Origin of the sequence: uncultured Anaerotruncus sp. (assembly GCF_902490045.1) — a bacterium.
Classification (GTDB): Bacteria; Bacillota; Clostridia; order Oscillospirales; family Ruminococcaceae; genus Anaerotruncus.
Window position 1 is genome coordinate 1 of record NZ_CABUCJ010000053.1, and the last position, 16,228, is coordinate 16,228.

A 16,228-nucleotide genomic window follows, 5' to 3' on the forward strand; every position below is an offset into this window, starting at 1 on the left:
TGGGGCGGGGTCCCGCTTCCTCCGCATCCGTCAGTCGAGGCGGATCGTGCCGCCCCGCCTTGCCGATTCGTACATCGCTTCGATTACCCTGACCACGGCGGCGGCCTGCTCGGCGCGGACCGCGTGGGGCCTGCCGCCCTCCAGGTCGGTAAGCCAGCTGTCCATCTCCCTGACCGGGGCAAGGGTGAGCACCTCGTCGGCTTTTTCATCCATCCGGATGAACTTTTCCGGGCCGTCGGGCGTGACCGTAACGAGCCGGTCATATTCCGCCTTCACCAGCTTCCACTGGTAGGAGCCCGGGCCGTAATCGCCCTGCAGCTGCTGCGCCCCGCCCTTCGTCCCGCACACCGTCACGCACGCCTCCCGCGCGTCGGGAATGTTGAGCGCCCAGGACGCCTCCACGCTGAGGAGCGCGCCGTTTTTCATGCGGATAAAACCGAACGCCGAGTCCTCCACCTCGAATTCAGCGGGGTCCCACGGCCCCCACACATTCCCGGCCGGATCGTTGGCCAGGCCCTTGAACGCCGCGGCCGTGACCGAGGCGATCTCATAGTTGTCCATGAACCACAGGGCCAAGTCGATGGCATGGGTGCCGATATCGATCAGCGGCCCGCCGCCCTGTGCCTCCATGGAGAGGAAGCGGCCCCAGGTGGGGACCTTTTTCCTGCGCGTGGCGTGCGCCTTCGCATAGTAGATCTCTCCCAGGTCGCCCGCGAGCGCGGCCGCGTGGATCGCCTGCGAGTCGTCCCGGAACCGGTTCTGGTATCCGACGGTGAGCTTTCTGTGGTTTTTCTTCGCGGCCTCCACCATCCTGCACGCGTCCGCGTAGCTTTCGGCCATCGGCTTTTCGCACATGACGTGCTTGCCCGCGTTGAGGGCCCTGACCGCGATCTCGCAGTGGGAACGGTTGGGCGTGCAGATGTGGACCGCGTCCACCGAGGGATCGTTCAGGAGGTCCCCGTAGTCCTCGTAGACCTTTGCGCCGGGCAGCAGGTCCTGCCGGAGGCTGTACGCCGACTCCGGCCGCATATCCGCCAGCGCGGTGATCTCGCAGCGGTCCGGAAACTGTAACAGCGCCCTCACGTGCTTCACCCGCGCAATCGAGCCGCAACCGATGATCCCAATTCTTAATTTTTTCATATCCATCCTCCCTTTCCCGCGCTGTTCCATCGCGGGGAAGCCGCCGGCCGGCTCAGCCGAAGACGCTGCGCAGCAGGGCCGCGTCCTTCGCGAGCAGCTCCTCCGGGGAGCCCCGGCCGCATACGGACGCCTTGTCATAGACGCTTTCCAGAATCAGGCACCCCTCATAATCGCTGTCGAGGATCGCCCGCGCCGTCCGGAAGAATCCGGAGGTCCCCTCCCCCAGCAGCGAGCCCGAGAGCATGGGGCCGACGCCGTCCTTCAGGTGGACGCCGCCGATCAGGCCCGCCAGCTCGGTAAAATACCTCGCCATCGACGTCCCGTCGTACGCATACAGGTTCTGGGAATCGAAAAAAATCCTGACCGCCGGGTTATCCACCGCGTCCAGAAGGTTGTGGACCCGTTCCACGCTCTGGTTGATTTCCAGGCAGGTCTCAATGCCCCTCTCCGCGGCTTTTTCGCTGAACCGTTTGATGTACGCCGCCGCCCGGTGGAAGGACGGCCCGTCGCAGATGCCGTTTTTCCCCAGCACGGGCAGCAAAAACGACTTGCAGCCGAACGTCCCGCAGAGGTCGATCGTCCGGTCGACCAGCTCGACCGCGATCTGCTCCTCTTGGGCGCCCTGCGGCATCGTAAAGCTGTACTGGTCCACAAACTGGGGGGACAGGGAGCAGATCTCCACCCCATATTCCGCGCTCCCCCGCAGGTACGCTTCGACCACCTCCCGGCTGCCGAGGCCCTTTCCTTCCAGCACCTCCTCGCCGACGCCGAGCTGTAAGCAATCGAGCTTTTGTTCCGCGGCGATCCTGCAGAGCTCTCCGCCCCGCGCTTTCAGGGACCACTCGCACACGCCGTATTGAAATCTTCCCATAGCGCGCCCTTCATCCTTTCGCCGCTTCGGTGAACAGCTTCAAATACCACTCGGTGATCGGATACGGTTTTTCCAGCGCGGCAAAGGCCGCGTCCGGCGTGATCGTCGCGATATCCACGCCCAGCGCGGCCGCGGCCGCCATATCCTGTGCGCGTTCCGTCGCTGCGGCGAGGACCTTCGTGCGGGTGCCCGCCACAACCGCCACGATCGCATCGAGGGTATCCATCCCGCTGTAGCCGATCTGCCCGATGTCCCCGACGTAGGGGGCGACGTAGTCGGCGCCCGCCGCGCACGCCAGGAGCGCCTGGGCCGCGGTCGTCACGGTGGTGATGCAGATCTCGTTGTCAAAGAGCTTTTCCGCGCGGATTCTGTGCAGCGCCCGGAACCCCTCCACGCAGGCCGGAATCTTTACGACCACCTTCGGGCTGACGGCCGCGTAGGATACGGCCATCTCCACCATTCCGTCGCAGGTCATCGCGTTGGCCTGTGCGAATACGGGGTAGCCGGGGAACGCCCGGCAGATGTTCGCGATTATCTCGGCCGGCGGCGCGGTCTCTTTGGCGAGGATGGCGGGATTCGTCGTGATCCCGCTGAGGACCCCCAGTTCATCCATTTTCTTGAGCAGCTCAATATTGGCGCAGTCCGCGTAAAGCAGCATCAGATTTTCCCTCCTGTGCAGTGGTCCAGTTTTTTGGCAAGCTCGCGCGAAAGGTCCCTGAGGTCCCAGATGGGGAGGCACTCCCCGATCTCCTGAATCTCCTCGAGCTCGCAAAAAATATCCTTGGGCAGCGGCCCCTTTTCGGCCGATTCAATGTTCTGCCGGACGTGGGCGAGCTCCCGCGCGCCCGCGACGTGCGTGGCGATCTCCCCGTGGTTTATGATATACCGGATCGTCAGCTCGGGCAGGGACATGCCCGTCTCATCGGAAAGCCGGTAGATCCGCTCCAGCTTTTTCACGACGTTTTGGACCCGCTCATCCTCGACCGGCTTTAGAAGCTCCAGCCATCTCCGGTCCTTGACGATCAGAAACGGCGTGTTCTGTCCGAAGCCGCCCCCGAGCGCGACGCCCACGCCGTGCTCCCCGCACGCCGGGATGAGCTCGTCGTAGATGGGCTTTGAAAGGAGGCTCATCCCACCAGCCGGGAGCACAAAATCGAACTTGCCCGACTTCACGAGCAGGGCGAGACCGTGGTAATCCCACCCGCCGAAGCCGATGCTCCTGACCAGGCCCTCCTTCTTCGCCTCGAGCAGAAACTCGATCGCCGCGCCGGACGCCGTTTCATAGTCGATCCGCCACTGCGGCCAGTCGGGCTCATGGATATTGAAGATGTCGATGACGTCCCTCTGCAAAAGCCACATGCTGTGCTTGAGCGCCCGCATCATTTTTGCCGGGTCCACGAACGCCTCCGCGCAGGTCTGCCGCACCGTGTTGGCGTACTCCTCCCTGACCGACTTTTCAAAATAGCCCATCTTCGTCGAGCAGTGCAGCCGGGGGTTGTCCCGGTGGCGCGCCAGCGCCCTGCCGAGCAGCTCCTCGCTCTCTCCCCAGCCGTACATTTCGGCGGTGTCATAATAGGTGATCCCGTTGTCCATGGCGTAGTCCAGAATTTCATACGCCGCGTCCTGCGCCACATGGAATTCTTCCGTAAACTGATAGCATCCCAGCCCGAGCACGGAGACGTCCAGCCCCGTTTTCCCCAACCGTCGTTCAATCATTTTTTGGCTCCTTTCGATACAAATTCATCATTTGGGGCGCCGGCCGGTGCCCCAAAGGGGCCTTGAGATCAGGCGAGCCCTCCGTCGTACAAATCCACGAGCGCCTTTTCGAGCTTTTGGTAGTCTTCGGGTCCCAGCGGCTGGAACGGCTTGATGCAGTTGCCGCAGTCGATCCCCTGGAGCTTGAGCACGCCCTTGATGGCGGGGAAAATCCCGATTTCGAGCAGTGTCTTGATCATCCCGTTGCCCTTGCCCTGAAGATATCTCGCCCGCTCCATGTCCCCCGCGTCAAACGCCTTCTTGAGCTGGACGAAAACGTCGGCCATAATCGAGAAGGTGCTGCCGATCGAAGCCCTGACGCCGACGGAAAGCGCCGGAAGCAGGATTTCGTCATGCCCGTTGAACACGGCCTTGTCCCGGCAGGTCCGCACCAGCGCCTCCGTCTGCATGAGGTCCATGGTCGTCTGCTTGATGCCGGCGATCCCGTCGTGCGCGAGCAGTTCGATCAGTTCCTCCGTCCCGAAGGAGACGCCGCTCATCTTGGGGATGTTGTAGAGGATCACCGGCATGCCGGAGGCCTCCGCGATGTCAAAATAGTACTGCACGATCTCCCGCTTGGAATAGGAGAAGTAAAAGGGCGGAACCGCGGAAATCGCTGCGGCGCCGCACGAGGCCGCCGCCTCCGCCATTTTGATGCTGGCCCTGGTCGAGAAGGCGCCGATGTTCGCAATGACGTCGCACCTTCCGTCCACGATCGTGCAGACGGCTCTGATCAGCTGTACCCGCTGCTCATCCCGCAAAAGGAAGGATTCGCCGGTGCTGCCGCTGACGTAAAACCCCGACACCCCCTGCCCGATGGTCTTTTCAATCACCTGTTCGAGGGCCTTTTCATTGATCTCCTCATTCCCGTCGATCGGGGTGATGATCGCCGGGTAGATCCCTTCAAACTGTTTCATATTCCGTTCCCTTTTATTTGTCAAGCTCAGGAACCAGGACGACCTTTGCCGCCTCCCGGCTGGTGAACATCTCAAAGCCTTCCCTCCATTTGGAGAGCGGCAGCCTGTGCGTCACGATCGGATCCATGTTGACCCGCCCTTCCCGGTAGAGGGCCAGCGTGTTCCGCCAGGAGGTGTGGTCGTATCCCATGTGCCCGATGAAGGTGACGCCTTTATGTCCCATCAGGTCCGCGGGATCCTCCTCATAGGAAACCGCCGTCCGGGTGTAGCCCACCATGACGAACGCGCCGCCCGGGCGGAGCATCCGCACCGCCTCCGGCAGGATGTTGGCGGACCGCGACGCGCAGTTGATCACGGCCGCGACCCCGTCCTCCCCGCAGATTTCCTTCACCCTTCCGGCGACGTCCGGATCGTCCGCCATCAGGATATCGGTGGCGCCCAGTTCCTCACAGATCGGATTCCTCGTGGGCGCGCTCCTTCTGGTGCCGATTACGATGATTCTTCCGGCGTTGATCAGCCGGGCGATCAGCACGCTGAACAGTCCCAGCGGGCCGTTGCCGTAGATCACCACGTTGTCGCCCGGAAGGACCTTCGCCTCCTGCACAATGGCCTTGTACGCGTTGCAGATGGGGTCCATGACCGCCGCGTGCTCAAACGGCATGCTGTCCGGAATCCGGCGGATGCTGGCGGGGTCCCTCTGCAGCACGACGCCCGGAATCCGCACATACTCGGCCATGCCGCCGTCCATGTCGCCGCCGATGCCCTTGCGCTCGGGGCAGAGAAGGAAATTTCCCGTCTCGCAGGCCGGGCAGTGGCCGCACACATAGCCGGTGTTGTCCGACACCACGCGGTCGCCGACCTTCCAGTCGGTGACGTTCCTGCCCACCTCACAGACCTCGCCCGCAAATTCATGCCCGATGACCATCGGGTAGGTGTAGGTTTCGTATTTCGCCTCGTCCGGGCCGTACAAAAGCGGCATATCCGAGCCGCAGATTCCGGCCGCCTTCACCCTGAGGACGATATCGTTGTCGCCGCACACGGGATTGGGGACGTCCGTGTACTCCAGATGGAACGGTCCGTAGGCTGTCTTTGCAACTGCTTTCATTTCTTTACCTCCTGTGTCTTCCGGGAACTTATGACGAAACGGCCAAACCGTTTGCTTTCTCCGTGGGTTTCTCTTGCAATACTTCTTATTTTAGCTTATAATAATGTTTAGAATAATCGCGAGGGTGAATGATATGAGTAAAATCAGTACCGTCAATCAGGTGAAGGAGCACAACATCGCTCTGGTTCGTGACGTCATCCACAGCTCGGTGGAGTTCACAAAGCACTCCATCGCCCAGGCCACCGGGCTCAGCATCGCCACCACGAACAGCATCCTCAACACGCTCTGCAAGGCCGGGGAGATCGTGGCCATCGGGAACGTCTCCTCAACGATCGGCCGTCCCGCCGCCAAATACGCGTACAACCGGGATTACGCCCACATCTGCTGCGTCTTCCCCTCGTCCGCCGGGAGCCAGCGCTACCTCTTCTATTCGGTGTTCGACCTGCTCGGCAGCTCGATCGAGCAGAACCAGGTGTGGCTGGAGGACGTGACCTACGAGAGCTTTGAGGAGCTGGTCGGCTCCCTGCTCGAAAAGGACCCCGGCATCCGGAAGGTCAGCATCGGCATTCCCGGCTACTACGACAACAACCACATCCATTCCTGCACCATGACGGCCCTGAACGGCTGCGACCTGGCCGGCAGGCTCAGCGAGCGGTTTCCCTGCGAATTCCTCATGGAAAACAACATGAACGCCATCGCCTACGGCCTTTACGACGCCAGGCGGGAGCAGGGCCACGCCCCCGCGGCGCTCGTGGTCGTCTCCTTCTTTGAGGGCAGCGGCCCCGGCTCCGGAATCATCATCGACGGAAAGATCTATCTCGGCAAGAGCAATTTCGCGGGGGAGGTGGTGTTCCTGCCCTACCAGGACGGCAACATTTACGACCTTGTGAACCAGGGGCCGGAATCCATCGTCAAGAGCACCGCGCAGGTTGTCAGCTCCTACTGCGCCATCCTGAATCCCGAGACCTGCGTCCTCACCGGCGAAAACCTCAGCGCGGACATGTGCGGGCCGATCCTCGACCGGTGCAGGCGCTTCATCCCCGAGCAGCACCTGCCCGAGCTGCTGTATGTATCCAACTATAACCAGTATTACCAGAACGGGCTTTTCCGGATTGCTCTGAACAACCCCTACCACTGACCCCCGGAAGAGAGATGACGCTGCCAAGTGAAACACCGAAACATTTCATTGACAGCGTCACCGCCATACCGGGAAGCAGGATCCCAACCGGAATCCCCCGCCGCCGCCACAGGCGCGTTTTTCGTTTCCGGGAGAACCGGCTATTTTGCGCGCGCCCGGATTTGCGGGCGGGCGTCAGCTTTTCTCATCGTACTCGTTGATAAAGTCCATGTTGAGCTTCAGGCCGAGCCCCGGAAGGTCGGGAATCGTCATAAAGCCGTGGTCCGGTTTCGGCGCGTCGAGATAGGTGTCGGCCGTGATCCCCTCGAACAGCTTCAGCCGCTCGAGGAAGGGCGCGTTGCCGAACGCGCTGACCAGATGGATGTGGATGTTCTCCATCGCGTGCGGGGCGAATTTCACGTTGAACGCCTGGGTGAGCGCACCGATTTTCAGCATCTCCGTGAAACCGCCCGCGCGGGTCCCGTCCAGCTGCACGATGTCCGCGCAGCCGTTGACAAGGAGGTCCCGCGCCCCGTACTTGGTGTATTCCTGCTCGCCGGTTGCGAGCGGGAGGTCCGTGGAATTTTTAAACTTGACGAGACCCGGAATGTCGTCGGCAAATACCGGCTCCTCGAGGAACATGATGTCGTAGTCCTTGACCCGGTTGGCGAACCGCGCGCCCGTCGCCGCATCCCAGCAGTTGTTCGCGTCCAGCATGATGCCGATCTCCGGCCCCACGGCCTCGCGCACCTTGCGGACCCGCTCCAGGTCGCGGTTGGTGTTGTGCCCGCCCTCGACGCCGACCTTGAACTTGATCTTCGAGTAGCCGTCGACTTTGACCAGATTGACCATCTCTTCCACAAGCTCTTCGTCCGAGTAGGAGGTCCAGCCGCCGCTCCCGTAAACGGGGATTTTGGTCTCCGTGCCTCCGAACATCCTGTAGAGGGGCAGGTTGAGGATTTTGCCCTTGATGTCCCACAGCGCGATATCGATCGCCGACAGGGCGCAGAACATCAGGCCCTTGCGGCCCACGCCGCGGAGGTACGCCACGAGTTCATTCCAAATGACTTCCGTCTCGAACGGGTCCCTGCCGATCAGCTTGGGCTTGATGTTCTTTTCGATCATCAGCTTGGTGGCCTCGCCGCCGACCTCATGGTAGGTTACGCCAAAGCCCTCGATCCCGTCGTCCGTCGTAATCCGGACGACCGTGAAGCCGACGGTCTCAACCTTTCTTGTCGCATCCGCAAAGCCGCCCGTAATCGGCCTGGATACAAGATGCACCCTGATATCCCGAATCTTACTCTTTTGCATATCATATCTCTCCTGTACGATTAAACTGCCTGGACGGTCCTGGCCTTCCGGTTGCTTGCATAGGCGTCAAGGGCGATTGCAAACAGCAGGACGCCGCCGCGGACGATGTACTGGAACGCCGGGTCGAGGTTCATCAGGCTCATGCCGTTGTCGAGCGCGGCCATGATCATCGTGCCCGCCACGGCTCCGGCCACGGTGCCGCGTCCGCCCGTGATGGCGGTGCCTCCGACCACGCAGCCGGTGATGGCCGTGAACTCATACCCGTTGCCGCCCGCGGTGGTCGCCGCGCTCAGGCGTCCCACGTATACCAGGGCCGCCGTCGCAACCACGACCGCGTGGAGGACATAGAGCTTTAGGAGCTCCTTGGAAACGTTGATGCCGGAAAGGGCCGCGGCGTCTTTGTTGCCGCCGATCGCATAGACGTACCTGCCGAATTTGGTGTTGTTGCTGACATAAGAAACAATGATGGTCAGCACAAACAGAATGATCATCGCATAGGCAAAGCCTTTGTAGCTGTAGAGCACGACCGTGACAACCCCCGCGAGGATCGCGATCAGCACCATTTTGGGGACGATTTTCATCCAGTTTTTCTCGCTGAGGCCCTGCTTGATGCTCTTCTTTTCTTTCGCCACCGTAAATACGACATAGGCGACAATGATCAGGGCTCCCAAAATCAGCGTGGTATCGTTGTGCGTTCCGCTGATCGAGGGCATGTAGCCGTTGCCCATCTCCGCGATGATCCCTTTGACGGGGCCTACCATGCGGCCGGCGCTGATATACTGGTTGATTCCAAGGAATACCAGCTGGGTCGCCAGGGTAATGATAAACGCCGGCAGCTTCATGTAGCCGACCCAGAAGCCGTGCCACAGGCCGGTGATGATCGCGATCGCAAAGACGATCAGAACCACCACGATCGACGGGATCGAACCGTAGTTGACCTGAATCAGCGCCGCGACCATCGCAAGCATGCCGAGGTAGCGGCCTGCGGACAGGTCCGCGTTGCCCGTGATGATGACAAGGCACATGGTGATGGCAATGATCGAACATGTCGCGCCCTGCATCAGGAGGTTCGACAGGTTGCGGACAGTCAAAAACATGCCGCCCGTAAAGATCTGAAAGAGTCCAAAGATAACGATTGCTTCCAGAACCAGGCTGTTCTGGTAAAACAGGGCAAACAGGTCGACTTTTTTCTTTGTTTTCGTCATGTCGTAACGCCTCCCGTTGCAGCCAAAGCCACATCTTCCTGAGTGATATTTCTCGCCGAATTATCGAATTCCGCGCTGATCCTGCCCTCCCGCATGACGTAGATGCGGTCGCTCATGCCGAGAATCTCCGGCAGCTCCGAGGAAATCATGATGACCGCAATCCCCTGCTCCGCCATCTGGTTGATCAGCTGGTAAATTTCCGTCTTGGCGCCGATGTCGATGCCCCTGGTCGCCTCGTCCAGGATCAGGACCTTCGGCTCCGTCATGAGGGCCTTTGCCAGGCAGACCTTCTGCTGGTTGCCGCCCGACAGGTTCCCGGCTCTCTGCAGGATGGACGGCGTTTTGATCCGCAGTTTTTTGACCATCTCTTTGACTTTGCCGTACTCTTTATCCCGGTTGATGAAAAGTCCGCTGTTGATGTACTTGTCAAGACTGGAGAGCGAAGCGTTGTAAGCGATATCCGACGTCAGGACAAGCCCGTAGCGTTTCCGGTCCTCTGAGGAATAGAACACGCCGGCTTTGATCGCCTCGCTGGAATTTTTGAAGCGCGGCCTCTGCCTGCCCTTGTATTCCAGCTTTCCGGTGATGGCGTCTTCGAGCGCGCCGAAGATGCTCATTCCCAGCTCGGTGCGTCCCGCTCCGATCATTCCCGCCAGGCCGATGACTTCGCCTTCGCGGACCTCGAGGTTGATATCGCGGACGATCCACTTGTTGTTGATGCCGTCGTATACCGACCAGTCGGACACCTTCAGGGCCACCTCCCCGATCGGACAGCTGCGCGGCTCAAAGAGCGTCTTGAGCTCGCGGCCGACCATGCCGCTGATCAGCGAGTCCTGAGAATACTCCGCCACCGGCCTGGTCTCCACCGTCTGGCCGTCGCGGAGGATCGTGACCGTGTCGGCGATGCTCAGAACCTCGCCGAGCTTGTGGGAGATGAAGATGATGCTCATCCCCTTGTCCCGCAGGCCGCGCACCAACTCCAGGAGGTTTTCGGAATCGTCCTCCGGCAGCGGCGCCGTCGGCTCGTCGAGGATGAGAATTTTACAGTTTTTATTGAGCGCCTTCGCGATCTCCACAAGCTGCTGCTGCCCGATGCCGAGGTTTCCGACCCTCGTCTTGGGGTTCACCTTCAGCTTCAGTTCATCGAGCAGTTCTTTTGCTCTGTCATATTCAAAATCCCAGTCGATGAGGCCGTTCTGACAGACCTCGTCTCCCAAAAAAATATTTTCACATACAGTTAAGGTTTGGATCAGGCCGAGCTCCTGGTGGATGATAGCAATGCCGGCCGCTTCGCTCTCTTTAATACCTTTGAAGCTGACTTTTTCTCCATTCAGGATGAGTTCGCCTGAATAATCGGTATATTCACCGCTCAGGACCTTCATAAGGGTTGATTTACCCGCGCCGTTTTCTCCCACGAGTGCATGGACTTCCCCGCGCCGCACGTCAAACGTAACGTCGTCCAGGGCTTTGACTCCGGGAAACAGTTTTGTGATGTGATTCATTTGCAGGACATAATCTTCCATATATGTGCGCCCCTCCCTTCCTTTCATGATGATTTGTGGGGCTCCACCCGCAAAAGAGCGGAGCCCCACAGTTCTTGCGGTTCAGTTATCCTTCGCGCATGGCTGCCGTTTAAAAGTGCTGGTCCCACCACTTCTGCAGCTTGCCGCAGACGAGTTCCGGCGTTGTGATGGCCGGGTCCGTGGTCCACATGACTTCGTTTCCGAAATACCCTTTGTAGCGGTTGTCGTCGAACGTCTTCAGCATGGAATCCAAATCCAGGTCGCCTTCGCCCGGGATCCGGTGTTCCCACGCCCCGGAGGGGAGCAGGCCGCCGTCCGTGTAATGGACGTTGACGACTTTATCCGCCCCACAGATGTCGTAGACGTCCTGCACCGATTCCCCGGTCTGCGCCAGGCACATCAGGTCGATGGTGACCGCCATATTGTCCGCGCCGCAGTCGCCGATCAGCTTCATGATCCGCTTGTGGTCGGTGATCACGGTGATGTCCCTGGTGGTGGCCTCGTAGGTGATCGTCACGCCTTCCGTCTTTGCAATCTCCGCGAGCCTGCCCATCGAATCGACGGTGATGTTCCACACGTCGTCGATGCTCTCATCCAGGTTTGCATAGCCCGGGAATACCAGGACGTAGGGCGCGCCGATGACGCCGGCCGTATGGATGGCCTTTTCAAAATACCGGAAGGTGCGCAGCCGCGTGGCGGGGTTCTTGGAGGAAAGGTTGGTCGGGTAAGCGCAGTTTTCCGGGTTGACCTCGACCACGCTCAGGCCGCGCTCGTCCAGCTTGCGCTTGAGCACCTTCATGTCCGCATAGGTAACGTCGTCCATGCAGAAATGGGGCTCCGCGCCATAGAATTCCAGCTTGCCGGCGCCCAGCCGCTGAAGGGAATCCAGCGCATAATCCAGGGAATAGTCGATGTAGGGGAAGTTGGACAGGATGAACTGGTCCCTTGTCAGGTTTTTAAATTTCATGGAATTACTCTCCGTAGACTTCCTCGTGCGTGAAGAGTCCGGCTGCGATAACCGTCTCGTCGATGTTGTCCTTGGTGACCAGGACGCCCGGATAGCTCATGAAGGGAATGGTCTGACCGTCGCTGTTCACATCCGTGCCGAAGTCGGCGGCCGTCTTTTCGCCCAGGTAGAACTGGATGCAGGCTTCCGTGAAGAGCTGCGGATATTCGCTTCCGGCCTTCGCAACCGTGGAGACCTGGGTGCCCTGGACAATCCTCTGGCAGGCCAGCAGGTCGCAGTCCTGGCCGCAGACGAGAACCTTGCCCGCGAGTCCGGCGCCTTCCAATGCCTGGATCGTGCCGCCCGCCATACCGTCGTTCATGCAGAGGATCGCGGTCAGGCTGTCGCCGTACTCAGCGATCCAGTTTTCCGCGTAGCCCATGGCCGTCGCGGGATCCCAGTTGGTGGTCCACTGCTCGCCGATCACGTTCACATCGCAGTTTTTCATGCTGTCGAGCATGCCTTCCTGGAACCGTACAACACCGGTGCCGCCGGTGGAGTCTCCGTAGATATAGCCCACGTTGCCGGTGATGTTCATGTCGCCGATGGCCTTTGTGATCAGCTGGCCGATCTCATAGAAGTCGTTGCCGCCGGTGAAGTCGGCGTAGGTGTCGCCCATGACCGGCTCGTAATAGCAAACCAGGACGCCCTCGTCGTGAGCGGCCTTCATGGCGTTGGTGATGGCGCCGGGCTCATTGCACTGCGCGATCAGGATGTCGATTCCCTGCGCAACCAGGTTCTCAATCTGACCGGCCTGTTTCTGCGCGTCATTCTCAGCGACCTGATAGATCAACTCGACGCCTTGGTCCTCGCAGACCTGCTTGATAACATTGAGTTCCTTCACCCAGCGCTCTTCCTGCTGTGTTTTCCAGGAGACGCCGATGACGATATCCTCTTTTGCTTTGACGGGTTTTCCGTTCCAGCCGACATTGCCGTCCGCAGCGGGCTCGGCAGCGGGTTCGACCGCGGAATCGGCTTCGGACGCGGGGGCCGCCTCACTCGTCTGGGGGGCCGGATTGTTTGTAGCGCATGCGCTGAGAGAAACCAGCATGGTCATGGCAAGCACTACCGCCAAAAACTTCTTAAACATCTTTCAATCTCCTTTTCATTATTTCCCGAAACAAATTTCAGGTATTTTGTAACACAATTATAGCTATATACTTGAAATAGTTCAATCAATTTTTGATTTTTTTACAAATTTATTCGATATTTCAGCCATTTCGCCAAACCCGGTTCTGCCTTTTCATCCAATTTAACCATGATATTTTACTAATATAATTGTAAACAGTCTATTTTGCATAACAATTTTAATATTTCGGCAATATAAATCGGTTGATAAATTTTTTAATATTATTTCTTTTATACGCCATATTTAAAAAATTAATTGACATTCAATCTAATCATAAGTATAATTTATTTGTCAATCCTCATTGTTTTTCATCTCCCTTTTAAAAGGATTTCGGGCGAAAAGCAGACTCTCTCCCCTTTGCGGCAACCTCTTCCGGCCGCCATTTGTCCAATCGCTTTTTGTGCACGGGCAAAAAGAGCCGGCTCCCGGAGAAGGCATAGGACACGGCCGCAAATAGCATCTATACCCTTATTTTCCATCTATTGGAACCCCCATATATGCGCCTTTCAAATTGATTGATATATTTATTTTATTCTATGCCAACTATTGATTTTTTTCGGAAATAGGTTATACTAATTTCGGGAGATACCCCTGTCCGCTTTTTGATTCGCCGCAGCCCAAATTTTTGTTGAGAGGAACATCTATCACATCATGCCAGACACAACGGGACCGAACAACCTCATAAACGACCAGATTGCCGAGTTGATTATGGAGTGCATCGATGAGCGCAAGAAGCTCCCCACGGAGCAGGAATTGATGGAGCGTTTCCAGATCAACCGGTTCGCTTTGCGCGAAATTCTGAACGCCTATGCCGTCAACGGCATCATCGTTTCGCAGCAGGGCAGCGGCCGCTATGCGCAGTTTCCGGATTTGGGCGTCCAGATCAAGAACATCTGGGCCCCGTTCATCAAGTGCCGGCCGTCTCTGCTGCTGGACTTTTTTGAGATCCGCAAATGTCTGGAGCTCTCGTCGCTTCCCATCGCCATGCAGAACCTGCGGCCGGACGATCTCTTGCAGCTGCGCCACCATACCGACGCGATGCTCAAATGCGCCCAGGCCGGCGAGTCGTTTGAAAATTTTGACCGGGATTTCCACTGCACCCTCTTCGCCTGTACGGGAAACCTGTTTTTTAAGCAGCTGTTGACCGCGTTTTGGGATATCTGCGAGGATTCCATTATCTGGCCCTCCAGCAACGACCTGCTCTACGTCGCCCAGCAGCATATCGATATCCTCGAGGCGTTGGCCTGCCAGGATGAGGCGCGGGCTTCCGAGCTGTTAAATATGCAGCTCGTCGAGTCGCGCAATCAGATCGCGCTGGCGCTGGTAAAAGGCAGCCAGGAAAACCCGCGCGAGTACAGCGCCCTTGCCGCGCTCACTTGAGCCGCGTGAACCGTCAAACGAATTTCTATGACGAAAAAGAAAGGCCGTAACGGCGCCGCGGATGTGGCGCCGTTACGGCCTTTCTCTTTATTCCCTCTGAGGCGGTCTGCAAACAACCCGGACATGCCAAATAAAATCAAAGCCCGGCGGTGACCCGCCGGGCTTTGTTCACGCCGTTCTCGCGGCGCGTATGATTCCTTGGGACGAAATGATGGATAAACGCCGCAGAAATCTTATTTCAGAAGCTTAATTTTGCCGAGCAGAGGGACTTCTTTCTCTTCCTCTTTGCAGGCGGCGACAAGGCCCATGATCCAGAAAACAAACACCACAATGCTGGCGATTCCGCCGATGATCGCACCGACGATGGTGATCTGGGCAACGATGCTGCAGACGATACCCGCCAGGAAAATGACAAGGGCCTGATTCAGGTGGAACTTCGCGCCCTCCTTGTCGCCCGCGAAAAACGCGATGATCCAGCCAATCCAAGTGATGTACGCGACAATGCCAGTCGTTTTTTTGTTCACGAAATAACCTCCTCAAAATTTCCCAAGGCTCCCCTTCATCTTACCCCATTCGGCACCAATTGTCAAAGAAACTCACAATTTTTACAAAGAGAACTCATGAAAAGATATGCATGGAATTTTGTTCTTATTCGATGTGAGCGGATAAGCAACCGGAAAGAGGCGCATATTTATTCCCTCAGCCGCCTGTCGCCCGGCGCAGCGACGGATAGACCGCGAGCGCCAGCGCCCCGCCGGCCAAAGCGGTCACAAACTGCGGCCAGGAGAACATGATCGAGAGCATCTGCACCTGCTTGGGCGGCACGTTCGGGAGCATCCCCAAAATCGCCGGGACCGTCAGCCACAGCACCGCGCATTTCGCCCCCGCGCCGACCAGCACGCCCGCCACCCGCAGGCCCGTGCCGTCCGATTTTCCGAAAAAGAACCATGCCGCCACCGCAATCACCGCGTTTCCCAGCGCGATCGCGGGCACGATGAAGGGCACCGGTGTCATGCCGAGCAGCGCCGCCAGAATCGACGAGATGACTCCGCAGGCCACCCCCGACCAGAGCCCCACGCTGGCCGCCGCCAGAATCAGGACCAGATTGACCAGCGAGCCGGTCACCAGTTGGTTGAGACTGAACGGGCCGGCGATTACCGCCCCCGCCGGCAGGAGTTTGCCGATGATCTGCGCGAGCAGCACAAGCGCCGTGCACAGCGCCGTGCGGGTGATCCATTTTACCTTATGATCTGTATTGGTCATTGAAAAGCCTCCTCACGGGTATAATTATACTCGTAAGGTATAGTTTGTCAAGGCCTTGGCGTGGGCTTTGCCCCGCCGGCGGCCGGTGGCGGTTTTAGATTTGCCGCTCATCGAGCGGCGGAGCATGTCGGTAGTCGACCGACAGCGACCCTATTTCTTGTACGGACAAGAAATAGGGGAAAGAAACCGCAGGGGGCTTAGGCGGCCTGCCCGGGCTGCGCCCGGAGCGCGCTTACGCGCGACGGCCGCTCGCGGGCGCTCCGCCCCGCGACCCCGGCTTGAGTCCGCTACGCGGACCCGGTCCCTTCGGGGCCGGATTTCTTAAGAGGTTGGCCTGCGGCCATGAACTTGACCCCCGCGCCGCCTCCGGTTGGCCTTCGGCCAAAGTCGGCGGCGCCGTGACAAGGATCAATGAACGAGTGTACAGCAACCCGCCCGCCGCCGCGCCGCGGGCGCAATGCCTCTGCCTGAGAGTCTCAGGAACCGTACCCGAAGTGCATTCGGGG

The 16,228-nt window shown here is 58.9% G+C and carries 15 protein-coding genes; 2 read left to right on the plus strand and 13 right to left on the minus strand.

What is annotated here, in order from left to right:
* Positions 1 to 30: 30 nt before the first annotated feature.
* From RDM88_RS07225 to RDM88_RS07250, 6 genes are all read right to left on the minus strand, one after another.
* Positions 31 to 1,140, minus strand: coding sequence for a Gfo/Idh/MocA family oxidoreductase (locus RDM88_RS07225; RefSeq protein WP_308754193.1), 1,110 nt, complete (start codon positions 1,138 to 1,140; stop codon positions 31 to 33).
* A 52-nt stretch (positions 1,141 to 1,192) separates the two neighbouring features.
* The gene (locus RDM88_RS07230; RefSeq protein WP_308754194.1) at positions 1,193 to 2,011 is read right to left on the minus strand and encodes a sugar phosphate isomerase/epimerase family protein; all 819 of its coding nucleotides are present in this window, start codon (positions 2,009 to 2,011) and stop codon (positions 1,193 to 1,195) included.
* Positions 2,012 to 2,021: 10 nt separating this feature from the next.
* Positions 2,022 to 2,669 carry a transaldolase family protein gene (locus RDM88_RS07235; RefSeq protein WP_308754195.1) on the minus strand — a complete coding sequence of 216 codons (648 nt, stop codon included), beginning with the start codon at positions 2,667 to 2,669 and terminating at the stop codon, positions 2,022 to 2,024.
* Positions 2,669 to 3,727, minus strand: coding sequence for an aldo/keto reductase (locus tag RDM88_RS07240; RefSeq protein WP_308754196.1), 1,059 nt, complete (start codon positions 3,725 to 3,727; stop codon positions 2,669 to 2,671). Before RDM88_RS07240 ends, RDM88_RS07235 begins: the two co-directional genes overlap by 1 nt.
* Positions 3,728 to 3,795: 68 nt before the next feature.
* Positions 3,796 to 4,683: a dihydrodipicolinate synthase family protein gene (locus tag RDM88_RS07245; RefSeq protein ID WP_308754197.1), complete on the minus strand. Its 888-nt coding sequence runs from the start codon at positions 4,681 to 4,683 to the stop codon at positions 3,796 to 3,798.
* A gap of 13 nt (positions 4,684 to 4,696) precedes the next feature.
* Complete coding sequence (locus RDM88_RS07250; RefSeq protein ID WP_308754198.1) at positions 4,697 to 5,788, minus strand: alcohol dehydrogenase catalytic domain-containing protein; 1,092 nt, start codon at positions 5,786 to 5,788, stop codon at positions 4,697 to 4,699.
* A 133-nt stretch (positions 5,789 to 5,921) separates the two neighbouring features.
* Here RDM88_RS07250 and RDM88_RS07255 point away from each other — a divergent pair, with 133 nt between their 5' ends.
* Complete coding sequence (locus RDM88_RS07255) at positions 5,922 to 6,926, plus strand: ROK family protein (protein ID WP_308754199.1); 1,005 nt, start codon at positions 5,922 to 5,924, stop codon at positions 6,924 to 6,926.
* Between the two features lie 174 nt (positions 6,927 to 7,100).
* Here RDM88_RS07255 and RDM88_RS07260 read toward each other — a convergent pair whose 3' ends face one another.
* From RDM88_RS07260 to RDM88_RS07280, 5 genes are all read right to left on the minus strand, one after another.
* The gene (locus RDM88_RS07260) at positions 7,101 to 8,216 is read right to left on the minus strand and encodes a mandelate racemase/muconate lactonizing enzyme family protein (protein ID WP_308754200.1); all 1,116 of its coding nucleotides are present in this window, start codon (positions 8,214 to 8,216) and stop codon (positions 7,101 to 7,103) included.
* 20 nt (positions 8,217 to 8,236) lie between these two features.
* Positions 8,237 to 9,421: a hypothetical protein gene (locus RDM88_RS07265; protein ID WP_308754201.1), complete on the minus strand. Its 1,185-nt coding sequence runs from the start codon at positions 9,419 to 9,421 to the stop codon at positions 8,237 to 8,239.
* Positions 9,418 to 10,971, minus strand: a complete 1,554-nt coding sequence (locus RDM88_RS07270; RefSeq protein WP_308754202.1) for an ATP-binding cassette domain-containing protein — start codon at positions 10,969 to 10,971, stop codon at positions 9,418 to 9,420. Before RDM88_RS07270 ends, RDM88_RS07265 begins: the two co-directional genes overlap by 4 nt.
* A gap of 82 nt (positions 10,972 to 11,053) precedes the next feature.
* Complete coding sequence (locus RDM88_RS07275; protein ID WP_308754203.1) at positions 11,054 to 11,911, minus strand: sugar phosphate isomerase/epimerase family protein; 858 nt, start codon at positions 11,909 to 11,911, stop codon at positions 11,054 to 11,056.
* A 4-nt stretch (positions 11,912 to 11,915) separates the two neighbouring features.
* On the minus strand, positions 11,916 to 13,040 hold the full coding sequence (locus RDM88_RS07280; RefSeq protein ID WP_308754204.1) for a substrate-binding domain-containing protein: 1,125 nt from the start codon (positions 13,038 to 13,040) through the stop codon (positions 11,916 to 11,918).
* A gap of 690 nt (positions 13,041 to 13,730) precedes the next feature.
* Here RDM88_RS07280 and RDM88_RS07285 point away from each other — a divergent pair.
* Entirely contained in the window at positions 13,731 to 14,459 is a 729-nt protein-coding gene (locus RDM88_RS07285) for an FCD domain-containing protein (protein ID WP_308754205.1), read from the plus strand.
* A gap of 233 nt (positions 14,460 to 14,692) precedes the next feature.
* Here RDM88_RS07285 and RDM88_RS07290 read toward each other — a convergent pair whose 3' ends face one another.
* Positions 14,693 to 14,983 (minus strand): hypothetical protein, encoded by a 291-nt coding sequence (locus RDM88_RS07290; protein WP_308754206.1) that lies wholly within the window; start codon positions 14,981 to 14,983, stop codon positions 14,693 to 14,695.
* Positions 14,984 to 15,158: 175 nt separating this feature from the next.
* On the minus strand, positions 15,159 to 15,722 hold the full coding sequence (locus RDM88_RS07295) for an ECF transporter S component (RefSeq protein ID WP_308754207.1): 564 nt from the start codon (positions 15,720 to 15,722) through the stop codon (positions 15,159 to 15,161).
* Between the last annotated feature and the right edge of the window lie 506 nt (positions 15,723 to 16,228).